The organism is Simplicispira piscis (assembly GCF_054783455.1).
In genome coordinates this window covers 1-22,900 of record NZ_BAAGQN010000015.1, presented here as the reverse complement: position 1 = coordinate 22,900, position 22,900 = coordinate 1, and the positions used below count along the sequence as shown (strand labels likewise).

Sequence of the window (22,900 nt, the reverse complement as noted above, 5' to 3'; positions counted from 1 at the left end):
CCGGCCTCCACACTTGGTGCAAGCACTACATCCCGCACCCACAGCGGGGGCCGCCGCCTGCACTGTGTCGACCGCAGGCAAGAACGACGTTTACGCCAGTTGTTCGAGGGGAGAAAATTAAGAAAAATTGGCTTCAAACGCTTACTGGATAAGCGCAAGCAGCTCTCGTTTCAGGAGTGATCTATCTGTGTTTCAACAGTTTGGGGAACCGTCTGGCTCACGCTGGCCGGTACGTTCTGTCCTGAGCGGCGGGCGCGGAACAGCGCGGCGCGCATCAGGAAAATATTGGTGACGGGTACCGTGATGGCCACGAACACGGCGATCAGCAGCGGATAGGCGGCAAAACCGTGGCCTTGCAGCGAGAAGAACAGCACCGACGCATGCATGATGCTCCAGCACCCCATGGTGGCGATCATGGCGGGCGCGTGCACCCGTTCGTAATAGTCTTTCAGGCGCAGCAGGCCCATCGAACCGATCAGCGCAATGACGGCGCCCAGCAGCACCAGGGCGGCAATGGTGATCTCGGCCCACAGGGCCAGGGGTTGATCGGTCATTCAATCACCTCCCCGCGCAGCAAGAATTTAGCCATGGCCGTGGAGCCGACGAAGCCAAACAAGGCCACCAGCAGCGCTGCCTCGAAATAGTTGCTGCTGCCATTCACAATGCCCAGCACCAGCATGAGCAGCATGCCGTTGAGGTACATGCAGTCCAGTGCCAGCACGCGGTCTTGCGCGGTAGGCCCCTTGAGCAGGCGCACCAGCGTCAGCAGCATGGCCAGGGCCAGGATGACCAGGGCGAGGGGGAGCGCCCAGGCAAGGATGGGGTTCATTCAAAAATCTCCATCAAGGGCTTTTCATAGCACTGCTGCACATGGGCGATCAGGCTTTGCGGATCACCCACTTCCAGCACATGCAGCAGCAGCACGGAACGGTCCAGAGACAACTCTGCCCAGGATGTACCGGGCGTGATGCAGACGATCATGGCCAGCACGGCCAGGGCATTGGGGTCGCGCAGCTGCAGCGGAATGTGTACAAAACCCGAGGGGTGGCGCCGCAGGGACGGAAACACCAGAAGGCGTGCGGCGCCCAGGTTGGACTCCACCGTGTCCACCATCACCCGCAGCCCCAGACGCAGCACCGCCGTCGGTTTGCGTATACGCACGGGCAGCGGGCGCAGCCCCCGGGTGAGCACGGGCACGGCCAGGGCCAGGACCGTGGCCAGGAGCAGGTGGCCAGCGCTGAGTGAACGGGTGAGCAGCAGCCACAAAAAGAACAGGGCCAGCGACAGCAGCGGCGCAGGCAGCAGACGCTTCATGGGGCCTCCGGGAGTGGTGTGGCCGTGTTGGGCCGGACGGGGTTGGGAACGGGCATGGCGGACAGCACGGCCTGCACATAGCGCGCGGGCTGGTGTAGCCCCTGGGCAGTGCGGTGGGCATAGTCCATTGCCGGTTGGGCCTGCAGCGTCAGGACTACGCAGCCGCCCAGCAGCAAGGCAATGGGCAGGCCCTCAAGCACACGCAACCGGGGCGCAGAGCGGCCATAGCTGGCCCAGAAATGGCGAATACCTGTGCGCGTGAGCGTGATGAGTGCCAGCAGGCCGGTACCCACCATCAGGGCCAGCAGGGTCCAGCTCCAGGCGCTGAGAGGGGTATCGGCCGAGGCGCCCAGGCCCAGCGGGTTGAGCAGTGCGGTCAGCATGGCGAACTTGCCCACAAAACCCGACAGCGGCGGCAGGCCGGTGATGACCAGCGTGCACAGCAGGAACGACAGGCCGAGCAAGGCCGTGGCGGCGGGAATCACGCGGCCAATGAGTGCTTCTTCGTCATCGTCGGGCTTCAACCTTTCGGTGGGAACCAGTTCCGGGTTGAGAAACGGGGCATCGTCCCCCTGCTCGTGCGGAGCCTGGTGGGCGCCGTCGTTACGCCAGCGGTCGATCGGGTCGGCCAGCAGGAAAAGTGCGCTGACAGCCAGCGTGGAACTGGGCAGGTAGTACAGCAGCCCGGCGGTCAGCTGGGGCTGCCCAAAACCACCGGCAGCCAGCAGCGTGCCCGATGACAAAATGGCCGCAAACCCCGCCAGGTGGGTCAAGCGCTGGGCCCCCAGCATGCCGATGGCACCAAACGCCATGGTCACCATGCCGCCGCCTACCAGCCACAGGCTGCCATACAGGGCTGAAGGCCCCGCATCTACGCCAAACAGCAGCGTCCACAGGCGCAGCAGGGTGTAGACCCCCACCTTGGTCATCAGCGCGAACAGGGCGCCCACGGGCGCCGTGGCGGCACTGTAGGCGGGCACCAACCAGAAGTTCAGGGGCCAGACGGCGGCCTTGATGAGGAAGGCCGTGGCAAGAATGGCCGCTGCCGAGTGCAGCAGCCCGCGGTCGGCCGCTGCCACCGTGGGAATGCTGCGGGCCAGGTCGGCCATGTTCAGCGTGCCGGTGATGCCGTACAGCATGGACACACCAATCAGGAACAGCGACGAAGCGGCCAGGTTGATGGCGATGTAATGCAGGCCCGCCTTGATCCGCTGGCGACCCGAGCCGTGCAGCAACAGCCCATAGGACGCTGCCAACATGATTTCGAAAAACACAAACAGGTTGAACAGATCGGCCGTGAGGAATGCCCCGGCCAGCCCCATGAGCTGGAACTGGAACAGCGGGTGAAAGTGCACGCCTGCGCGGTGCCAGTGTGTGGCCGCAAAAAGGATGGATGCCAGCGCCACGCTGCTGGTCAGTACCAGCATCATGGCGGACAGGTGGTCGAGCACCAGCACGATCCCGAATGGTGCCGGCCAGTTGCCCGGCAGGTACACCCCCAGGGGAGCGGGTTCACCGCTGTGGTGCACCCACGCCAGCAGCAGCACCGCCACGACCAGCCCCAGCAGTGTGGAGAACAGGTTGACTGTGACTTTCAATCGTTGCTGATCCTCGCGCAGCAGCAGCATCAGTGCGGCGGTGAGCAAGGGCAGCGCAATGGGGGCCAGCAACAGGTGTGGCATGAGCAGCATCGCGAGCGTGTGCAAGGCGGTCATGGCATCTCCTGCACATCACGCGATGCGCTGCCATCCACATGGTCCGTTCCCGCAATGCCGCGCGACGCCAGCAGCACCACAAGGAACAGGGCCGTCATGGCAAAGCCGATGACGATGGCGGTCAACACCAGGGCTTGCGGCAGGGGGTCTGCATAGTGCAGCAGATCTTGCGGCACGCCGGGCTGCAGTACGGGTTCCTTGTCGATGGCCAGGCCCAGGCGCCCCATGCTGAAGATGAACAGGTTGACGGCATACGACAGCAGCGACAGCCCCATGATGACCTGGAAAGTGCGCGGGCGCAGCAGCAGCCACACGCCCGAACCGGTCAGTACCCCAATGGCCAGGACGAGAACGATTTCCATCAAGAAGCCTCTTGGGGGATGGGTGCCTGGTGCGCGGCCGCTTCTTCGGCCAGGCGGGCGTGGTGGCGGTGGCCGCGCACCGACTGGTGGGCAATGGCCGTCAGAATGAGCAGGGTGGAACCCACCACGAGGGCAAACACGCCCATGTCAAAGAACGTGGCGCTGGCCACATGGATCTCGCCCACGACGGGCAGATGCAGGTGGGCGGTGTGGCTGGTGAGGAAAGGGTAGCCCAAGGTGACCGCGCCCAGGCCGGTCGCCAGCGCGCACAGCAGACCGAAGGCGATCCAGCGGCGTGGGCTGAGCGGTAAGTGGGCTTCAAACCACTGGGTGCCCGAAATGATGTACTGCAGCAGCAGTGCGACGGAGAGCACCAGCCCGGCCACGAAGCCGCCACCGGGTTCGTTGTGTCCACGCACGAACATGTGGGCCGCCACCACCACCGCAAACGGCAGCAGCAGGCGCACCAGCACGGCGGGCACCATGAGGTAGCCGACCGCCGTATCGCTGGCGTGGCGCGGGTTGATCAGGTCAGTCTGCAGGTCGGCGGGCCGGGCACGTTGTTGTGCGGGCAGGTCCATGGCCTCGTGCGCCGGGCGAAAGCGCCGCAGCAGCGCATACACCGTCAGTGCCACGATGCCCAGCACCACGATTTCACCGAAGGTGTCGAATCCGCGGAAATCCACCAGCATCACGTTGACGACGTTGGTGCCGCCCCCTTCGGTCAGTGCGCGCTCCAGGAAGAAGGTGGAGGTGCTTTGCGCAAAGGGGCGGCTCATCATGGCAAAGGCGAGCCAGGCCATGCCGCCGCCTGCCAGAACCGCTAGCGCCATGTCGCGCATGCGGCGCAGCCGGGTGCCGCGCTGCTCTGCACGGGTAGGCACGCGCAGGCTTTCGTCGCGCATGGGCAGCCAGCGCAAACCCAGCAGGATGAGGATGGTGGTCACCAGCTCCACCACGATCTGCGTGAGGGCCAGATCCGGGGCCGAGAACCACAGAAACGTTATGCACGTGGCCAGGCCAGCACCGCCTAGCAGCGTCAGCGCCGCCAGACGGTGGTATTTGGCCTGCCAGGCGGCCGCAATGGCACACACACCGCCCACGACCCAGAGCATTGCGAACGCCGGTGACAGTGGCAGCGGCAAGCGGTCTCCCCGTTGCAGGCCGTGCGTCCACAGGGGCATGAAACCGGCGACCAGGGCCGCCACGACCAGCCAGAGCATCTGCCATTGCAGCCGGTCCGTACCTAGCCAGTGCCGACCCTTGCGGCCGGCTTGCGAGAGCAAGGCCAACGCGGCTTCGAACAACCGTTGGCCATCGACATGGTGTGAGAGCCAGGGGAAATCGAGGCGCCCCGCATTGCGCCAGCGGCGCAGCAGGGCATACAGCACAACCCCGCCGATCAGGGCCACCACGCTCATCAGGAAGGGGGTGTTCAGCCCGTGCCAGATCGCCAGGCTGAACACAGGCATGGACCCGCCGACCACAGGGCGTGCTGCGGCATTCAAGAAAAGCCCCACAGACCAGGCGGGCAGCATGCCTACCACCAGGCAGGTCAGCACCAGCAGCTCCACCGGCACGCGCATCCAGTGGGGTGGCTCGTGCGGCTGACGGGGCAGGTCGGTGGCGGGGGGGCCAAAGAACACATCCACGGTAAAGCGCAGCGAATACGCCACGCCAAACATGCCTGCCAGCGTGGCGGCAATGGGCAGGCCGACGCGCACCAGGGGTGCAGCATCGAGAAAAATGGTTTCTGCAAAGAACATTTCCTTGGACAGAAACCCATTGAGCAGCGGCACCCCCGCCATGGCTGCACTGGCCACCATGGCCAATGTGGCAGTGATCGGCATCATGCTGCGCAGGCCCGACAGGCGCCGGATGTCCCGGGTGCCGGTTTCATGGTCCATGATGCCCGCCGCCATGAACAGCGAAGCCTTGAAGGTGGCGTGGTTCATGATGTGAAAAACGGCGGCCACGGCGGCCAGCGGGCTGTTCAGACCAAGCAGCAGGGTGATGAGCCCCAGGTGCGAAATGGTGGAATAAGCCAGCAGCCCCTTGAGATCGCTCTGGAACATGGCCAGGAAGCCACCCAACAGCAAGGTGCACACACCGGCCCCACCGACGAGCCAGAACCACTGTTCCGTGCCTCCCAGCACGGGCCAAAAGCGCGCCAGTAAAAAGACGCCTGCCTTGACCATGGTGGCCGAATGCAGGTAGGCGGAGACTGGTGTGGGCGCCGCCATGGCATGGGGCAGCCAGAAATGGAAAGGAAATTGTGCGCTCTTGGTCAGGGCGCCCAGCAGCACCAGCACGAGGGCCGTGAAATACAGCGGGTGCGCGCGCACTTGCAGACCGGCTGCCAGCACCTGGTCCAGGTCGTAGCTGCCCACGATGTGGCCGATGACCAGCATGCCTGCCAGCATGCACAGTCCGCCCGTGCCGGTGACGGTGAGCGCCATGCGCGCGCCGCGCCGTGCATCCTTGCGGTGGTGCCAGTAACCGATCAGCAGGAACGAGAACAGGCTGGTCAGCTCCCAGAAGAAGGCCAGCTGGATGATGTTGCCCGAAAGCACCACCCCCACCATGGAGCCCATGAAGGCCAGCAGGAAGGAGAAAAAACGAGGTACCGGGTCTGACGGCGACATGTAGTAGCGCGCGTACAGCACCACCAGCGCGCCGATGCCCAGGATCAGCATGCAGAACATCCAGGCAAAACCGTCCATGCGCACCACAAAGTTCAGGCCCAGTGTGGGCAGCCATGCAATCTCTTCACGCAGCACGCTACCGTCGGCAATAGCGGGAAAACACAGTGCCGTTTGCACGGCACAGAAAAGAGCTATCAGACCCGCGAGGGTCGATTCCGCATTGCGCGCATTGGCGGGCATGACGGCCGCCAACAGGCTGCCGATGAAGGGCAGGAGCACGAGATACATCAGGGGCATACGCGGAGGATCCTCAGGGTGGCCGTGGAATGCTGCTGACAGTGGTACAGGGGAGGAGGCCGACGAAAAAGCGGCCCCAAGCGACGCCAGACCGCGGGAATATTAGCGGCCTGTTGCAGGTTTGATTCTACGGGGCGTGTCTGGCGCTGGCGTCCCGTGCTTTCGGATGCCCTTGCAAAACCAGCGTCAGCGGGTGTCTTGCGCCGGTGCCGTGCCGCCCGGCTCAAAGGCGTGGCCGCCGACAGTCAGTCCAGCGGCGGACAATCTTGCGGCGCTGCCTTTGCCCACGCCGTTCACGCGCCTGATCAGATCAGCCCAGTCCTGGAAGGGGGTTTTCTGCCGTTCATGGAGGATTTTTTCGGTGGTGGCCGGGCCCAGGCCCTTGATGCTATCGAGCTCGGCCTCGGTGGCCTGGTTCACATCGATGGCGGCGCAGGAGAGAGCCATGCCGAACAGGGCTGCAAAGACCAAGGCTTGCTTGTGCATGGGGGTGCTCCGGTGAAGAATCCTTGCGGGTCTATCGTTGCGCGTTACTCACAACTCTTCCACGCGCCGTGCCGGGTAGCTGTCCCAGGTCTGGCAGCCAGGGCATTGCCAGAAATGCTGGCGCGCCTCGAAGCCGCAGGCCGCGCAGCGGTAGCGCATGAGGGGTTGCGCAGCATGGTCGAGGGCGCGCTGTACCAGCGTGTGGTGTTGCTCGTGCTCCAGCCGTTCTTGGGCCATCCATTTGGCTGCAGCCACCAGGGACGGTTCGGTCTCCAGGTGCCGCAGGTACCACTGGCGGCCCTGTGTCGCCTGTGATTCGGTCGGGGAGGTCAATGCGACGATGGCATCGAGCACATCCAGGGACGGCGCTGCCGCGTAGTGCCGCTGCAGCACTTCCAGCGCCTGCGCTGTTTTTCCACTGGCCTGTGCGGTCTTGACCAGCAGGGTAGCCGCCAAGGGCAAGGCGGCGGGGGCCTCGGTTGCCAGGGCTTTGAGTGTTGCGATGGCGATGTCCGGCTGGCCCTGGGCCTGTGCCAGTCGGGCCAGTTCGATGCGTGGGCGAGGGGCTTCCGGCGCAATGGCGCGGGCCTTGTCCAGCAGCGCGCTCGCCTTGTCGATGTCGCCGTGTGCCACATGCTCCAGGGCTTGCTCGCACAGGTAGTGGGCCTGCCGTGTGCTGAAGTTGCCCTGGCCTGCGGCCTGCATCTGGCTGGCAATGGTGGCGGCACGGTGCCAGTCCCGCGAACGTTCGTAAATGGCGAGCAGCGCCAACCGCGCCTGCTCTTCGAAGGGCGTGCCTTCCAGGCGTGCCAGGGCGTCTTCGGCACGGTCCAGCAGCCCCGCTTTCAGGAAATCAAGCGCCAGGGCGTGCTGGGCGCGTTCGCGGTCCCGGGGGCCGAGGTCGCCGCGCGAGAGCAGGTGCTCGTGCACGCGCACGGCACGGTCGTATTCGCCACGGCGCCTGAAGAGGTTGCCCAGCGCGAAGTGCAGTTCCGAGGTATCGGGGTCGTTCTGCACGGCCTCGATGAAGACATCGATCGCTTTGTCTTGCTGTTCGTTGAGCAGGAAGTTCAAGCCCTTGAAATACGCCTTCGGGACGTTGCGGTTTTCAGCGCGCAACTGGCGCAGGTCCAGGCGCGATGCACCCCATCCCAGCACAAAGGCTAGCGGCAAACCCAGCAGCAGCCAGACGAGATCAAATTCCATGGGGCGGCTGGCTATCAACGTCCGGCGAAGGCGCGGCTGCTGCGGGTGCTGCAGTGGGTGCCGGCTTGGGCGTATGGCGGGCTGCTACGCGGTGCTTCCACCAGCGCGGCACCATGCCAAGCACGCCGGTCACCAACCCGGCTGCAAAAGCGGTCAGCACGACCAGCACCAGCGGCGCACGCCACTGGGTGCCAAAGAAGAAATGCACGGTGGCATCCTGCTGGTTGTTCAGCGCGAAAGCGAACAGGGTAAAAAAAAGGGCTGCCTTGAGCAGCCACAGGAGGTATTTCATGTGTCTCCCCGGTGGTGACGCCATTCTAAGAGGCGCAGTGTGCTGGGCCGGGTGGATGGAGAAAATTGAAAAAAATGGCCAAGCCGCAGATAGGTAAAGCGCTGCAAGCTATTGATTAAATAGCGCCAATCAACCCGTGCCTTCCAGCTCTGCGGTGCGTTTGTCTACGGCTTCGCGCAAGGCCTTGCCTGGCTTGAAATGGGGTACGCGCTTGGCGGGAATAGCCACGGCCTCGCCGCTGCGGGGATTGCGCCCCATGCGTGGGGGGCGGTGGTTGATGGAGAAGCTGCCAAAGCCGCGCACCTCAATGCGGTGCCCGCGTACCAGGGCTTCGCCAACAGCGTCGAGCAATGTCTTGACGGCGAATTCGGCATCGCGGTGCGTGAGCTGGCTAAAACGGGCGGCAAGCTCTTCAACGAGATCGGATCGTGTCATAACAAAATGTTTCAATAAAAAAACCGGGTGGGCGCATTGTGCACCCACCCGGCCTTGCTTTAAACCGTTACGGGTTTTTTACTTCTCGGAATTGTCCAGTTTGGCACGCAACAGGGCGCCCAGGCTGGTCGTGCCAGCGCTTTCGCGGCTCGACTGCTGGCTCAGGTTGGCCATGGCACCTTGCTCGTCGATCATGTCCTTTTGCTTGATGGACAGCTGGATGTTGCGGGTCTTGCGATCCACGTTGACCACCACGGCCGTGACTTCGTCGCCTTCCTTGAGCACGTTGCGGGCGTCTTCCACGCGGTCGCGGGAGATTTCCGAAGCACGCAGGTAGCCGATGATGTCGTCACCGAGGTCGATTTCAGCGCCGCGGGCATCCACGGTCTTGACTTTGCCGGTGACGGTCTGGCCCTTGTCGTTCACGGTCACGAAGGTGGTGAACGGATCGCCGTCGAGCTGCTTGATGCCCAGGGAGATGCGCTCGCGGTCCACGTCCACGGCCAGCACGATGGCTTCGACTTCCTGGCCCTTCTTGTAGTTGCGCACGGCGGCTTCGCCGGTTTCGTTCCAGGAGAGGTCAGACAGGTGCACCAGGCCGTCGATACCGGCAGCCAGGCCCACGAATACGCCGAAGTCGGTGATCGACTTGATCGGGCCCTTGACGCGGTCGCCACGCTTGGTGTCCTGTGCGAACTCTTGCCAGGGGTTGGCCTTGCACTGCTTCATGCCCAGGCTGATGCGGCGCTTGTCTTCGTCGATTTCGAGGACCATGACTTCGACTTCGTCGCCCAGGGTGACCAGCTTGGAAGGAGCGATGTTCTTGTTCGTCCAGTCCATTTCGGACACGTGCACCAGGCCTTCGATGCCGGGTTCGAGTTCGACGAACGCGCCGTAGTCGGCAATGTTCGTGATCTTGCCGAACAGGCGGGTGCTTTGTGGGTAGCGGCGCGAAACACCCATCCATGGGTCGTCGCCCATTTGCTTGAGACCCAGCGAGACACGGTTCTTTTCGGTGTCGAACTTGAGGATCTTGGCCATGATTTCCTGGCCAGCGGTGACCACCTCAGAGGGGTGGCGCACACGGCGCCATGCCATGTCGGTGATGTGCAGCAGGCCGTCGATGCCTCCCAGGTCCACGAACGCACCGTATTCGGTGATGTTCTTGACCACGCCTTGAACGATGGAGCCTTCCTTGAGGGTTTCCATCAGCTTGGCGCGCTCTTCGCCCATCGAGGCTTCGACCACAGCGCGGCGGCTCAGCACCACGTTGTTGCGCTTGCGGTCGAGCTTGATGACCTTGAATTCCATGGTCTTGTTTTCGTACGGCGTCAGATCCTTGATCGGACGCGTGTCGATCAGCGAGCCGGGCAGGAAGGCGCGGATGCCGTTGACCAGGACGGTCAGACCGCCCTTGACCTTGCCGCTGGTCGTGCCAGTGACGAATTCGCCGGATTCCAGGGCCTTTTCCAGGCTCATCCACGAAGCGAGGCGCTTGGCGGTGTCGCGCGACAGGATAGTGTCGCCGTAGCCGTTTTCGATCGAGCCGATGGCGACCGAAACGAAGTCGCCTACCTGGACTTCAACTTCGCCCTTGTCGTTCTTGAACTCTTCCAGCGGCACGTAGGCTTCAGACTTGAGGCCGGCGTTGACCACGACGAAGCTGTGTTCCACGCGCACGACTTCGGCGGTGATGACTTCGCCTGGGCGCATTTCGGTGCGTTGCAGGGATTCTTCAAAAAGGGCGGCAAAAGATTCAGACATGTATTTCCTTGCCACGAACAGGTTTACGGCAACACGATTGCTGCGGTTTCAAAGACTGCGCGTGGCGGCTGGTGGTGCGGAAGAACCGCAGGTTCGTTAAAGAACCATACTGCCGGTGCGTTGCTGCGCGGGGCTGGCGGTATGGGCCGGTGTGAGGCACGAGGCCCCGTTTCAGTCTTGCGCGCTGGACGCGAAAGGCTGGCGCTGTTGCCACCAGCCAAGCACCTGATCCACGGCCTGTTCGATCGTGAGTTCGGAGTTGTCCAGTACCAGAGCGTCCTGCGCGGGCTTCAAGGGGGCGACGCGGCGGGACATGTCCCGGGCGTCGCGCGCCTCCAAGTCTGCGCGAAGGTCGGCTATTGTAGCGGCTAAGCCCTTGGCAATCAATTGCTGGTAGCGTCGCTCGGCACGGCACGCGGCACTGGCTGTCAGGTAAACCTTCAGCGGAGCATCTGGAAAAATGACCGTGCCCATGTCGCGCCCATCGGCGACCAGGCCGGGCAGGCGGCGAAAGCTGTGTTGCAGATCGACCAATGCAGTGCGCACGGCGGGCAGGGCTGACACGCGCGAGGCGTTCATACCTGCTTCTTCGGTGCGGATGGCGTCGGTCACGTCGTCGTTGCCCAGCCACACCTGTCCGCCCTCGAAGCGCACCGGGAGTTGGCGGGCCAGGGTGGCGATTTGCGCTTCATGGCCGGCGTCGATGGGCAGTCCGGCGCGCGTGGCGGCCAGGGCCGTGATGCGGTACATCGCGCCCGAATCGAGAAACCGATAACCCAGGCGCTGTGCCACGGCAGCGGCCACGGTACCTTTACCCGAGGCTGTGGGGCCATCAATGCAGATCACGGGAATCTGCGCAGGCAGCGCCTGAGTGATGGAGAACAGGGCTTCAAAGTAGTCCGGAAAAGTCTTGGCAACGCACTGGGGGTCTTGGATGCGCACGGGCAGACCCGCCGGGTTGAAAGCCGCCAGCGAGAAGCACATGGCGACGCGGTGGTCGTCATAGGTGTGGATGCTGGCGGCGCGCCAGTCGCCCGGGGTGGCGGGCGGCGTGATGTGGATAGAGTCAGCTGTTTCCTCCACGGTGGCACCCAGCTTGCGCAGCTCGGTGGCCATGGCGGCGATGCGGTCGGTTTCCTTGACGCGCCAGCTGGCGATGTTGCGCAAGCTGGTGGTGCCTTGTGCATACAGCGCCATCACGGACAGCGTCATGGCGGCATCGGGGATGTGGTTGCAGTCCAGGTCGATGGCCTTGAGCGGCCAGGCGCCGCGCCCAATTTGCAGCCAGTTGGGACCGCCAGTAATGTGTGCGCCCATGGCCTGGGCCGCTTCGACAAAGCGGATGTCACCCTGGATGGAGTCGAGTCCTACGCCCAGAATTTTTATGCCATTTCCCATTCCATCGGCCGCTGCAATTGCGCCAGCAGCTATGAAATAGCTAGCGGAAGAGGCATCTGCCTCGACATGGATGCTGCCTGGTGAGCGGTAGCTGCTGCCCGCTGTTATGGTGAAACGCTGCCAGTTTTCGTGGTGCACCGTGATGCCAAAGCGCTCCAGCAGCTGCAGGGTGATGTGGATGTAGGGCTTGGAGATCAGCTCGCCCACCACCTCGATGACCACATTCTGGTGTGTAGCCGCCAGGGGCAGGGCCATGAGCAGTGCGGTCAGGAACTGGCTGGAAACGTCGCCACGCACGCGGATCGGGGTGGACAGTGCCAGGGCGGGCACGCCATCAGGCTGCGCAATGCGCAGCGGTGGGTAGCCGTCATTGCCCAGGTAGTCGATGTGGCAACCCAGCTGGCGCAAGGCGTCCACCAGGTCGCCAATCGGGCGCTCATGCATGCGTGCAATGCCGCTGAGTTCAAACACACCGCCCAGCAGGGCCAGTGCCGCCGTGAGGGGGCGCATGGCCGTGCCTGCGTTGCCCAGAAACAAGGTGGCGGGGGATGTGGGCTGGCGGCCACCCAGCCCGGTGATACGCGCCTGCGCGCCGTCTTCTTCAACGCCACAGCCCAGTTGGCGCAGGGCATCGAGCATGACGCGGGTGTCGTCGGATGCCAGCAGGTCGTGCACCGTGGTGGTGCCCTGGCTCAGCGCTGCCAGCAGCAGTACGCGGTTAGAGATGCTTTTAGAGCCTGGCAGCTGCACGCTGCCCTGGGCCGACTGGAGCGCGGGGAGATCAAGAAAAACGGTGGAATACATCGAAAGCTGTCCGGGGCAATGGCATACCGGTCGGCCGTTGGCCGGCCGCCAGGCGCCGGGTTAGCGGTTTTTGAGGGAGCGCTGTGCGCCCATGCGCCAGTGTGCACGGGTTTCGCTGGCCAGGGTGAGCATGTCCTCAATGGTCTGGGCGTTGTTGCTGAGCATGGCTTGCTCGAGGCGCTGCAAGGTTTGCTGGAACAGGCTGGATTGGGCCAGCAGCTCCTCGCGGTTGGACAGGAAAATGTCACGCCACATCTTGGGGTCGCTCGCCGCAATGCGGGTGAAATCCCGAAAGCCCGGGCCTGCCAGCGACAGGAAGGTGTCGGCATGTTCCTGTCCCGTGATGCTATTGACCATTGCGAAGGCCAGCAGGTGCGGCAGATGGCTGACGGCAGCAAAGGCGTTGTCGTGCGCCTCGGGCGACATGCTGGTGACGCGGCAGCCCAAGGCCGTCCAGACGTCCTGCGCGCGTTGCAGCTGCACCGTGAGAGTGCGTTCTGTAGGCGTCAGGATGACTTGGCGGCCGGTGTAAAGCTCGGCTTCGGCGTGCTCCACGCCTGAGACTTCGCGCCCCGTAATCGGGTGTGCCGGCACAAACGAGCCGACCTTGTCGCGCAAGGACCGCTCGGCGGCCTGCACCACATCGGCCTTGGTGGAGCCCACGTCCATCACCAGCATCTGGGGAGTCACCAGGTGCTTGATGGCCTTGAGGGTGGCTTCCGTGGCCGATACCGGGACTGCCAGCAGCACGATGTCGGCGCCGGCCACTGCCAGCAGAGCAGAAGGGGCTTCCACGTCGATCACGCCGAGCTGGCGGGCACGATCCGTGGTGGAGGGGGATTTGCTATAGCCCACTACGCGCTGCACCAAGCCTGCACGCTTGAGGGCCAGAGCAAAAGAGCCGCCCATGAGGCCACAACCGATCAAACCCAATTGTTCAAACATGGGGAGTCCTGGCTGTGTCGGGCGCTGCACGCGGCGCAATGAGGTGGGCAGGGCTGTGCAAGATCATGGCGTCACCGGGTAGGTGCCCAGCACTTTGTAGAAGGCGCACAAACTGCGCAATTCGAGGAGCGCGGCACTGACATGGGGCTGGCTCGGGTGGCCGTCGATGTCGATGTAAAAATAGTATTCCCACTGGCCGGTGCGTGCCGGGCGCGACTCGAAGCGCGTCATGGATACGCCGTGCTTTTTGAGCGGGACCAGCAGATCGTGCACGGCGCCGGGTTCGTTGGGTACGGAGACGATCAGGCTGGTGCAGTCGCGCGCCGACGGCGGCGGCGTGTCCAGCGTATGCGGCAAGCAGATGATGGCAAACCGTGTGCGGTTGTAGGCATCGTCCTGGATGGCGTGTGCCACGATATGCAGGCCAAACTGCGTTGCGGCGCGATCGCTGGCCAGGGCTGCCCAGGCCGGGTTGGTTGCAGCCAGACGTGCGCCTTCGGCATTGCTGGAGACAGGGCGGCGCTCGACATGCGGCAGGTGCTTGGACAGCCAGGCCTGGCATTGGGCCAGGGCCTGCGGGTGGGCCAAAACGGCCTCGATACCGTCGACGGAGGGGCTGGTGCGCAGCAGATTGTGCCGGACCAGCAGGCTGACTTCTCCCACGACATGCGTGGGGGTGTGCAAAAACAGGTCGAGCGAGCGCGTAACAACGCCTTCCACCGAGTTTTCAACACCGACCACGCCAAATTGGGCGCTTCCCGATGCTGTAGCGTGAAACACTTCATCAAAGTTGGCGCAATAAACGATGTCGGCAGCGCCGCCAAAGAATTCGATGGCGGCTTGCTCGCAGAACGTGCCTTCTGGCCCCAAGACGGCCACGCGCTGGGGCGATTCAAGTGCCAGACAGGCGGACATGATTTCGCGCCAGATAGCGGTGACATGGGCGCTTTTGAGCGGCCCAGGGTTGGCGGCCTGGATTTTTTCGATGACCTGCGCCACGCGGTCGGGGCGGAAGAAGGGCGTGCCCTCGCGCTTCTTGACTTCGCCGACGCGCTCGGCCACCAAGGCGCGCTGGTTCAGCAAAGTCAGCAACTGCTGGTCAATGTTGTCGATCTGGACGCGCAGGCTGGACAGGTCGGGGGAAGATTGCGGTGTATTCATTGAAGGGTGCGTGGGTCAGGCGTGCTGCTGCTCAAATTCTCGCATGTAGTCAACCAGCGCTTGCACGCCTGCCAAGGGCATGGCGTTGTAGATGCTGGCGCGCATGCCGCCCACGGACTTGTGGCCCTTGAGCTGCAGCAGGCCGCGCTGTTTTGCACCAGCCAGGAAAGCGTCGTTGCGGGTTTCGTCGCGCAGAAAGAAAGGGATGTTCATGCGCGAACGGCAGTTGGCGGCGACCTTGTTGACGTAGAAGCCAGAATTGTCGATCGCCTCATACAGCAACTGGGCCTTGGCAATATTGCGCAGCTCCATGGCGGCGATGCCACTGGCCGTGTCTTCGCGCTGGCGCTTGAGCCATTGAAAGGTCAGGCCCGCCATGTAGATGCCCCACGTGGGCGGGGTGTTGTACATGGACTGGTTGTCGGCCACGATTTTGTAATCAAACGCGCTCGGGCAGGCGGGCAGGGCATGGCCGAGCAGGTCTTCGCGCACCACCACCAGGGTGAGGCCCGCAGGGCCCAGGTTTTTTTGCGCACCGCCGAAGGCCAGGCCGATGCGCGACCAGTCCACCGGGCGCGATGCCACGTGCGAAGAAAAATCAATCACCAGGGGGGTGTCTACACCCAGGGCGCGCAGGTCGGGCAACTCGTGGAACTCCACGCCGTTGATGGTTTCGTTGCTGCACAGGTGCAAATAGCTGGCCCCTTTGCTGGGGCGCCATTGCGAGGGGTCTGGCAAGGTGGTGAAGCCCCTGTCTTCGCCCGACGCGATGATGTTTGCCTCGGCAGCGTATTTGCGCGCCTCTTTCTGCGACTTCTGGCTCCAGCTTCCGGTGACCACGAAGTCGACCGTGGCTGCGCGCGAGAGGTTGAGTGGCACGATGGCGTTTTCTGCCAAACCGCCCCCTTGCATGAACAAAATCTTGAAATGTGCGGGCACCGCCAGCAATTCGCGCAGATCGGCCTCGGCCTGTTCGTAGATGGAGATGAATTCCTTGCCCCGGTGGCTCATCTCCATGACGCCCATGCCGCTGCCATGCCAGTTCAGCATTTCAGCCGCAGCCTGTTCCAGAACTTCGGCAGGAATAGCCGCCGGACCGGCAGAGAAATTGTACGGACGTTGCATGGTTATTGGGCTAAAAAGTGGCTAAAACGCTTTATGAGTAAGCGCACCAAGCTACTGAATTAATAGCTGTCAGGTGCTGTTCCGGGCTGCCGCCTCTCAGGCGTCGGCAGCTGGCGGTGTGGCATCTGGTGCGGAAGTGGGTTCGTCGTCCGTGGATTCGGAATCTGCGGGGTTGGCATCGTTTTCCACAATGCGCTGCAGTCCGCTGAGCTTGGAGCCTTCGTCCAGGGCAATCAACGTCACGCCTTGCGTGGCGCGGCCGAGTTCGCGGATTTCGCTGACGCGCGTGCGCACCAGAACGCCCTTGTCGGTGATGAGCATGATCTCGTCATCGGCACGCACCAGGGTGGCTGCCACGACCTTGCCGTTGCGCTCGGTTTGCTGGATGGCGATCATGCCCTTGGTGCCACGGCCGTGGCGGGTGTACTCGGTGATGCTGGTGCGTTTGCCGTAGCCGTTTTCGGTTGCGGTCAGTACGCTTTGGCTCTCGTCCTCGGCCACCAGCATGGCAATCACGCTCTGGCCTTCTTCCAGCATCATGCCGCGCACGCCACGGGCTTGGCGGCCCAGCGGTCGCACATCGTTTTCGTCAAAACGCACAGCTTTGCCGCCATCGGAGAACAGCATCACGTCGTGTTGGCCGTCCGTGAGGGCGGCGCCAATCAGGTAGTCGCCTTCGTCCAGATTCACGGCGATGATGCCGCCCTTGCGCGGGTTGGAGAACTCGTCCAGCGCAGTCTTCTTGACCGTACCCATGCTGGTGGACATGAAGACATACTGGTCGGCGGGAAAGCTGCGCTTTTCGCCGGTGAGTGCCAGCACGACGTTGATTTTCTCGCCTTCTTGCAAAGGGAACATGTTGACGATGGGGCGTCCGCGCGAGCCGCGCGAGCCGGCCGGTACTTCCCATACCTTGAGCCAGTACAAGCGCCCACGGTTGGAGAAGCACAGAATGTAGTCGTGCGTGTTGGCGATGAAGAGCTGGTCGATCCAGTCGTCTTCCTTGGTGGCCGTTGCCTGTTTACCTCGCCCACCGCGCTTTTGCGCGCGGTATTCAGACAATGGCTGGCTTTTGATGTAACCCGTGTGGCTGAGTGTGACCACCATGTCGGTGGGTGTGATCAGGTCTTCTGTGGAGAGGTCTTGCGCGCTGTATTCGACCAGGCTGCGGCGTGCGCCGAGCTTGCTTTGGCCAAATTCATGCTTGATGGTGGTCAGCTCGTCGCCAATGATGGTCGAGACGCGTTCGGGTGTGGCCAGGATGTCGAGCAGGTCTTCAATAACGGCCATGACCTCCTTGTATTCAGCCACGATTTTGTCCTGCTCCAGGCCCGTGAGGCGCTGCAGGCGCATCTGCAGGATTTCCTGGGCCTGCGTTTCCGACAGGCGGTACAGGCCGTCCTGGCCCATGCCAAACTCTTTTTCCAGGCCGTCGGGGCGGTAATCATCGGCATTGATGACACCGCCATCGGTGCGGGTGCGGGTGAGCATTTCACGCACCAGCTTGCTGTCCCATGAGCGGGTCATCAGCTCGGCCTTGGCCACCGGTGGAGTGGGCGCGTTGCGAATGATGGCGATGAAGTCGTCAATATTGGCCAATGCCACAGCCAAACCTTCGAGCACGTGGCCCCGCTCACGTGCCTTGCGCAACTCGAACACCGTGCGGCGGGTGACCACTTCGCGGCGGTGCTGCAAGAAGACGCTGACCAAATCCTTGAGGTTGCACAAACGGGGCTGACCATCGATCAGCGCCACCATGTTCATGCCGAAGGTATCCTGTAACTGGGTCTGCTTGTACAGGTTGTTCAGAACCACTTCGGGCACTTCACCGCGCTTGAGTTCAATGACGAGGCGCATGCCCGACTTGTCGGATTCGTCCTGGATATGGCTGATGCCTTCGAGTTTTTTCTCGTGCACCAACTCGGCCATGCGTTCCTGCAGCGTCTTCTTATTGACTTGGTAGGGCAGTTCGTCAACGATGATGGCTTGGCGCTGCCCCTTGTCGATGTCCTCGAAATGGCACTTGGCGCGCATGATCACGCGACCCCGGCCTGTGCGGTAACCGTCCTTGACGCCGTTGATGCCGTAGATGATGCCTGCGGTCGGAAAATCTGGTGCAGGAATGATCTCCATCAAATCGTCGATCGTCGATTCAGGGTTGCGCAGCATATGCAGGCAGGCGTCCACCACCTCGTTCAGGTTATGGGGCGGAATATTGGTGGCCATGCCAACGGCGATACCTGCCGAGCCGTTGACTAATAAGTTGGGCAGTTTGCTGGGCAAAACCAGCGGTTCCTTTTCGCTGCCATCGTAGTTGGGGCCGAAATCGACGGTTTCCTTGTCAATATCGCCCAGCATTTCGTGGGCAATTTTTGCCAGGCGGATTTCGGTGTAGCGCATGGCCGCGGCGTTGTCGCCGTCCACCGAACCGAAGTTGCCCTGGCCGTCCACCAGCATGTGGCGCAACGAGAAATCCTGCGCCATACGCACAATGGTGTCGTAGACCGCGCTGTCGCCGTGCGGGTGGTACTTACCAATGACGTCACCGACGATACGCGCTGACTTCTTGTATGGGCGGTTCCAATCGTTGTTCAATTCGTGCATGGCGAACAACACGCGCCGGTGCACAGGCTTGAGGCCATCGCGCGCATCCGGCAGCGCCCGGCCTACGATCACGCTCATGGCGTAATCGAGATAACTGCGGCGCATCTCCTCTTCAAGGCTGATGGGCAGGGTTTCTTTGGCGAACTGGGTCATGGGATGGCGGTGAGACAGCAAAGGAGAGCCATTTTAGGCTCAAGCGCTTGTCGCAGTTATGCAACAGATTGGTGTGATTGCGCAATTGTCCTACGGGCACGGCAAACCTGGGGCGGTCACCCGTCGGTTACGTATGGCACAATCGATTTCAACGTTTTTGGTGATGGTCACCACAGACGTCCAAATTACGCAGCGCGGCTGCGGCTTTTTCGCCCCAGAGGAGAACCATGAAGAAACTGAACAAAGTGGCAATGTTGATTGCCTCCGCAGCGCTCGCAACTGCCGCCGGCGCACAAACCGTCGACAACTGGAAGAACGGCACGAACGAGCTGGTCTGGAAGAACGGCACCAACGAACTGTGCTGGCGCGATGCCTCGTGGACGCCTGCTACTGCAGCTCCCGACTGCGATGGCGCGTTGGCCGCTCCTGCTGCAGCTCCCGCTGCCGCTCCTGCGCCTGCAGCTCCTGCCGCCGCTGCACCTGCTGCACCAGCACCAGCACCAGCCATGGCCACCAAGGTGACCTACGCTGCCGACGCCTTCTTCGACTTCGACAAGTCGGTCCTGAAGCCAGAAGGCAAAGCCAAGCTGGACGACTTGGTATCCAAGGTCAAGGGCATTAACCTGGAAGTCATCATTGCCGTGGGTCACACCGACTCCGTCGGCTCTGATGCTTACAACCAGAAGCTGTCGGTGCGTCGCTCTGAAGCTGTGAAGGCTTACTTGGTGTCCAAGGGCATCGAGAAGAACCGTGTTTACACCGAAGGCAAGGGCGAAAAGCAGCCTGTGGCTGATAACAAGACCAAAGAAGGTCGCGCCAAGAACCGCCGTGTTGAAATCGAAGTGGTCGGCACCCGTGCCAACTGATCTTCTGTGATCGACAAAAAAGCCCCGGTAACGGGGCTTTTTTTATGGGGCATGCAGAAAGCTTGTCGGACAATACACCTCCATGAATAACACCTTGAATGTCGATCCAGCTGAGCTGGCCAAATTTTCAGAGCTAGCCCATCGGTGGTGGGATCAGGAAAGTGAGTTTCGGCCTTTGCACGAAATAAACCCGTTACGGCTGGACTGGATCAATACTTTGTCGCCATTGGATGGCCAAAGGGTGTTGGACGTCGGATGCGGCGGGGGAATTCTGGCGGATGCCATGGCCCGCAAAGGTGCGCAAGTGCTGGGCATTGATCTGGCGGGCAAGTCCTTGCGGGTCGCGCAGTTGCACGCCCTAGAAGCGCAGACTCCCCGTGTTCAATACCGAGAAGTGAGCGTGGAGGCGTTAGCCGTCGAACAGCCTGCAAGTTTTGATACGGTGACCTGCATGGAAATGCTGGAGCACGTCCCCAACCCGGCATCCGTGATCCAAGCATGTGCTCAGTTGGTCAAGCCGGGGGGGTGGGTTTTCTTCTCCACCATCAACCGCAATACCAAAGCCTTCATGTTGGCTATTGTTGGGGCTGAATACGTGCTGAACATGCTGCCTCGCGGAACGCACGAATATGCGCGTCTGATTCGTCCGAGTGAGCTGGCTGCCAGCTGCCGGGCTGCCGGGCTGGACGTGAATGAAGCCCGGGGGCTGGCCTATAACCCGTTGACACGTCGCTATTGGATGAATACCGACACCAGCGTAAATTACCTTTTGGCTGCGCGCCGCCCTGCCTGAAAAGTTACCGCATGTTTCAAAATATCCAGGCGGTGCTCTTCGATCTGGACGGCACACTGATCGATAGTGCGCCCGACCTTGGTGCGGCTGCAGACAAAATGCGCACCGACCGGGGACTTCCATCGCTTCCATTGGCGCGCTACCGCCCCCTGGCGGGCGCTGGCGCACGTGGAATGCTTAGCGAAGCCTTTGGTATGACGCCAGAACACCCCGACTTTGCCTCCTATCGCGAGGAATTTTTCACCAATTACCAGAATTGCATGACATGTCGCACCCAAGTGTTCGATGGCGTGTGTGCACTGCTGGAAAGCCTTGTTGGCAGGGGATTGGCATGGGGCGTAGTGACCAACAAGTCCATGCGCTTCACCGATCCATTAACCCGTGCGATGCCACTATTCGCCAGTGCCGGTGCCGTGGTCAGCGGCGACACGACGCCACATGCCAAGCCTCATCCAGCGCCGCTGCTCGAAGCCGCTAGGCTACTGCATCTTGATCCTAGGCATTGTGTGTATGTGGGTGATGATGAACGCGACATCGTTGCGGGTCTGGCTGCTGGCATGGGCACGGTTGCCGCCACCTATGGGTATCTGGGTAGCGTGACCAACGTGCGGCAGTGGGGTGCCCATGCGGAGATTAATTTTCCGCTCGATCTCTTGCAATTGCTGAACCTGGCCTAAAATGACTTTTGAGGGGCTGTCCTGGTTTCGACGTGGGTTCGGAATCGGTGTGGTGCATGTCGAGCTTGAGTCACGCTCGTAAATCTCGATTTAAAAAACTAACTGCAAACGACGAACGTTTCGCACTCGCTGCTTAATTGTCAGTGAGCCTTGCAACAGTTGGCCGATGGGCTGGGCAAGGGGGTATCGAGCAATCGACGCCTCCCGGCTGCAAGGATAATTACATGGGCTGGTCCTGATCCGGGTACCTTGGGTTGGGGCGAGAAAATAGGGTGCTGGCGGCCGGTGTAGCGTGCGACTGCGCGACAACGGTGGCGAGACTCAAATCAGATCGCTAAACATGTAGATCTGCCCGATGAAGGCTTGCGGACGCGGGTTCAATTCCCGCCAGCTCCACCATTACGACGTCCAAGGGCGTTCACCAACATCCGGTGAACGCCTTTTTTCTTTGGTAAATCAATGGGTTACGGTGTGGGGACGTCCGGAGCGGTCTCCTGGCAGCCAGGCTGAGGCGGGGGAACAGACGGGGGAACAAAATCCGAAAAAGGTAGACTGGCGGCGTTTGTTCCCCCGTTTCAGAGGGGAAATCCTAGCTAAACCTCTGGAGGTGTTCCCCCATGTTGACCGACGCACAGTGCCGTAACGCCGTCTGTTCCCCCACATCGAAGCGGGAGCGTTTGTCGGACTCGGGAGGTCTGTATCTGGAGGTTGCTCCCGGAGGATCGAGGCGCTGGTTCTGGAAGTATCGGCATGAGGGCAAGGAAGGGCGTATGGCTCTGGGCAGCTATCCCTCGGTCAGCCTGACGGCAGCTCGCAAGGCTCGTGATACCGCCAGGCTGCAGAAATCGACAGGAATAAATCCTGTGCATGCCAGAAAGGTGGAAAGGCTGAAGGCTTCTGCCAGTGCCGGGGATACCTTCAAAGCTGTCGCTCTGGAGTGGTACGACAAACAGAAGCCTCTATGGAGTAATTCTCATGCTGAGCGCTCGCTGCGCCAGTTCGAACGTGATCTCTTTCCGTGGCTAGGGGGGCGTCGTCTGGCTGAGATTGAGCCGGTGGAACTGCTGGCAACCCTGCGCAAGGTGGAAGAGCGCGGGGCTGTAGAGACTGCTGATCGTGGATTGATGCTGGCTCGCCAGGTCTGGCGTTATGGCGTCGCGACAGGCAGGGTGGGGCGGGATATCACGGGAGACCTCAAAGGCGCGTTGTCTCCGTATCGCGGCAAGCACTTTGCCGCTATCACCGAACCAGTCAAGCTGGCTGAGTTGTTGCGTGCCATCCAAGCTTACAAGGGCGGGCCTATTGTGCGGGCAGCATTGCAATTGGCGCCCTTGCTGTTTCAGCGACCCGGCGAATTGCGCGGTGCGGCTTGGGCCGAAGTGGACCTCGATTCTGCTCTCTGGACGATTCCAGCTGCCCGGATGAAGCGGGGCAAAGACGGGAAGGAGAACGGGGATCCACATCTGGTGCCTCTTTCAACCCAGGCTGTGAAAGTCCTTCGAGAACTGCATCCGTTGACAGGTCACGGCGCATTGGTGTTTCCTGGCGAGCGCAGCCACAGCAGGCCAGTTTCGGAGAATTCGGTCCGTACTGCTTTAATCACCATGGGCTACACCCCTGAGATTCAGACATGGCATGGCTTTCGGGCTACGGCCCGAACCATGCTTGCGGAGCGGCTGGATGTCGATCCACTTGTTATTGAGGCACAGTTGGCCCATGCCGTGAAGGACGCTAACGGGCGCGCCTATAACAGGACCCAGTACCTAGCCCATCGAACGAGAATGATGCAGCTGTGAATCGCCCCGGGTTTTGAGGAGGCTCTTTTCTCTGAGAGGATTGAGCCATGAAGAAGTCAAAC

The 22,900-nt window shown here is 61.9% G+C and carries 20 protein-coding genes and 1 other RNA gene; 5 read left to right on the top strand and 16 right to left on the bottom strand.

The features are described from left to right. Window positions 1–170: 170 nt before the first annotated feature. From mnhG to gyrA, 16 genes are all read right to left on the bottom strand, one after another. Window positions 171–554 carry a monovalent cation/H(+) antiporter subunit G gene (gene mnhG / locus ACYVOC_RS09685; RefSeq protein ID WP_461161673.1) on the bottom strand — a complete coding sequence of 128 codons (384 nt, stop codon included), beginning with the start codon at window positions 552–554 and terminating at the stop codon, window positions 171–173. Further along, the gene (locus ACYVOC_RS09680; RefSeq protein ID WP_116004249.1) at window positions 551–829 is read right to left on the bottom strand and encodes a K+/H+ antiporter subunit F; all 279 of its coding nucleotides are present in this window, start codon (window positions 827–829) and stop codon (window positions 551–553) included. Before ACYVOC_RS09680 ends, mnhG begins: the two co-directional genes overlap by 4 nt. After that, complete coding sequence (locus ACYVOC_RS09675; RefSeq protein ID WP_116004248.1) at window positions 826–1,314, bottom strand: Na+/H+ antiporter subunit E; 489 nt, start codon at window positions 1,312–1,314, stop codon at window positions 826–828. Before ACYVOC_RS09675 ends, ACYVOC_RS09680 begins: the two co-directional genes overlap by 4 nt. Then, the gene (locus tag ACYVOC_RS09670; RefSeq protein WP_461161672.1) at window positions 1,311–3,029 is read right to left on the bottom strand and encodes a monovalent cation/H+ antiporter subunit D; all 1,719 of its coding nucleotides are present in this window, start codon (window positions 3,027–3,029) and stop codon (window positions 1,311–1,313) included. The genes ACYVOC_RS09675 and ACYVOC_RS09670 overlap by 4 nt, the downstream gene beginning before the upstream one ends. After that, the gene (locus tag ACYVOC_RS09665) at window positions 3,026–3,391 is read right to left on the bottom strand and encodes a Na+/H+ antiporter subunit C (RefSeq protein WP_116004247.1); all 366 of its coding nucleotides are present in this window, start codon (window positions 3,389–3,391) and stop codon (window positions 3,026–3,028) included. Before ACYVOC_RS09665 ends, ACYVOC_RS09670 begins: the two co-directional genes overlap by 4 nt. Continuing rightward, entirely contained in the window at window positions 3,391–6,333 is a 2,943-nt protein-coding gene (locus ACYVOC_RS09660) for a monovalent cation/H+ antiporter subunit A (protein WP_461161671.1), read from the bottom strand. The genes ACYVOC_RS09665 and ACYVOC_RS09660 overlap by 1 nt, the downstream gene beginning before the upstream one ends. A 186-nt stretch (window positions 6,334–6,519) precedes the next feature. After that, the gene (locus tag ACYVOC_RS09655; RefSeq protein WP_116004245.1) at window positions 6,520–6,819 is read right to left on the bottom strand and encodes a ComEA family DNA-binding protein; all 300 of its coding nucleotides are present in this window, start codon (window positions 6,817–6,819) and stop codon (window positions 6,520–6,522) included. 48 nt (window positions 6,820–6,867) lie between these two features. Continuing rightward, window positions 6,868–8,025, bottom strand: coding sequence for a lipopolysaccharide assembly protein LapB (lapB, locus tag ACYVOC_RS09650; protein WP_461161670.1), 1,158 nt, complete (start codon window positions 8,023–8,025; stop codon window positions 6,868–6,870). Then, a complete protein-coding gene (locus ACYVOC_RS09645) occupies window positions 8,015–8,317 on the bottom strand; it encodes a LapA family protein (protein WP_116004243.1) in 303 nt (100 codons plus the stop codon). The genes lapB and ACYVOC_RS09645 overlap by 11 nt, the downstream gene beginning before the upstream one ends. Before the next feature lie 129 nt (window positions 8,318–8,446). Continuing rightward, a complete protein-coding gene (locus ACYVOC_RS09640; RefSeq protein WP_116004242.1) occupies window positions 8,447–8,752 on the bottom strand; it encodes an integration host factor subunit beta in 306 nt (101 codons plus the stop codon). A gap of 78 nt (window positions 8,753–8,830) precedes the next feature. After that, window positions 8,831–10,516 carry a 30S ribosomal protein S1 gene (gene rpsA, locus ACYVOC_RS09635; RefSeq protein ID WP_116004241.1) on the bottom strand — a complete coding sequence of 562 codons (1,686 nt, stop codon included), beginning with the start codon at window positions 10,514–10,516 and terminating at the stop codon, window positions 8,831–8,833. Between the two features lie 171 nt (window positions 10,517–10,687). After that, a complete protein-coding gene (locus ACYVOC_RS09630; RefSeq protein ID WP_461161669.1) occupies window positions 10,688–12,718 on the bottom strand; it encodes a bifunctional 3-phosphoshikimate 1-carboxyvinyltransferase/cytidylate kinase in 2,031 nt (676 codons plus the stop codon). A 60-nt stretch (window positions 12,719–12,778) separates the two neighbouring features. Continuing rightward, window positions 12,779–13,663 carry a prephenate dehydrogenase gene (locus ACYVOC_RS09625; protein ID WP_116004239.1) on the bottom strand — a complete coding sequence of 295 codons (885 nt, stop codon included), beginning with the start codon at window positions 13,661–13,663 and terminating at the stop codon, window positions 12,779–12,781. Between the two features lie 63 nt (window positions 13,664–13,726). After that, window positions 13,727–14,824 carry a prephenate dehydratase gene (pheA, locus tag ACYVOC_RS09620; RefSeq protein ID WP_461161668.1) on the bottom strand — a complete coding sequence of 366 codons (1,098 nt, stop codon included), beginning with the start codon at window positions 14,822–14,824 and terminating at the stop codon, window positions 13,727–13,729. A gap of 15 nt (window positions 14,825–14,839) precedes the next feature. Further along, window positions 14,840–15,949 carry a 3-phosphoserine/phosphohydroxythreonine transaminase gene (gene serC, locus ACYVOC_RS09615; RefSeq protein ID WP_461161667.1) on the bottom strand — a complete coding sequence of 370 codons (1,110 nt, stop codon included), beginning with the start codon at window positions 15,947–15,949 and terminating at the stop codon, window positions 14,840–14,842. Window positions 15,950–16,045: 96 nt separating this feature from the next. Then, the gene (gene gyrA, locus ACYVOC_RS09610) at window positions 16,046–18,706 is read right to left on the bottom strand and encodes a DNA gyrase subunit A (protein ID WP_461161666.1); all 2,661 of its coding nucleotides are present in this window, start codon (window positions 18,704–18,706) and stop codon (window positions 16,046–16,048) included. A gap of 227 nt (window positions 18,707–18,933) precedes the next feature. Between gyrA and ompA the strand changes: the two genes are divergently transcribed. From ompA to ACYVOC_RS09585, 5 genes are all read left to right on the top strand, one after another. Then, a complete protein-coding gene (ompA, locus tag ACYVOC_RS09605) occupies window positions 18,934–19,572 on the top strand; it encodes an outer membrane protein OmpA (RefSeq protein ID WP_116004235.1) in 639 nt (212 codons plus the stop codon). A gap of 82 nt (window positions 19,573–19,654) precedes the next feature. Continuing rightward, window positions 19,655–20,365, top strand: a complete 711-nt coding sequence (gene ubiG, locus ACYVOC_RS09600; protein WP_461161665.1) for a bifunctional 2-polyprenyl-6-hydroxyphenol methylase/3-demethylubiquinol 3-O-methyltransferase UbiG — start codon at window positions 19,655–19,657, stop codon at window positions 20,363–20,365. Between the two features lie 11 nt (window positions 20,366–20,376). Continuing rightward, entirely contained in the window at window positions 20,377–21,042 is a 666-nt protein-coding gene (locus ACYVOC_RS09595) for an HAD-IA family hydrolase (RefSeq protein WP_461161664.1), read from the top strand. 12 nt (window positions 21,043–21,054) lie between these two features. Continuing rightward, window positions 21,055–21,441, top strand: a transfer-messenger RNA (tmRNA) gene (ssrA, locus tag ACYVOC_RS09590). 218 nt (window positions 21,442–21,659) lie between these two features. Beyond that, complete coding sequence (locus ACYVOC_RS09585; protein WP_461161663.1) at window positions 21,660–22,838, top strand: tyrosine-type recombinase/integrase; 1,179 nt, start codon at window positions 21,660–21,662, stop codon at window positions 22,836–22,838. The last annotated feature ends 62 nt before the right edge of the window (window positions 22,839–22,900 follow it).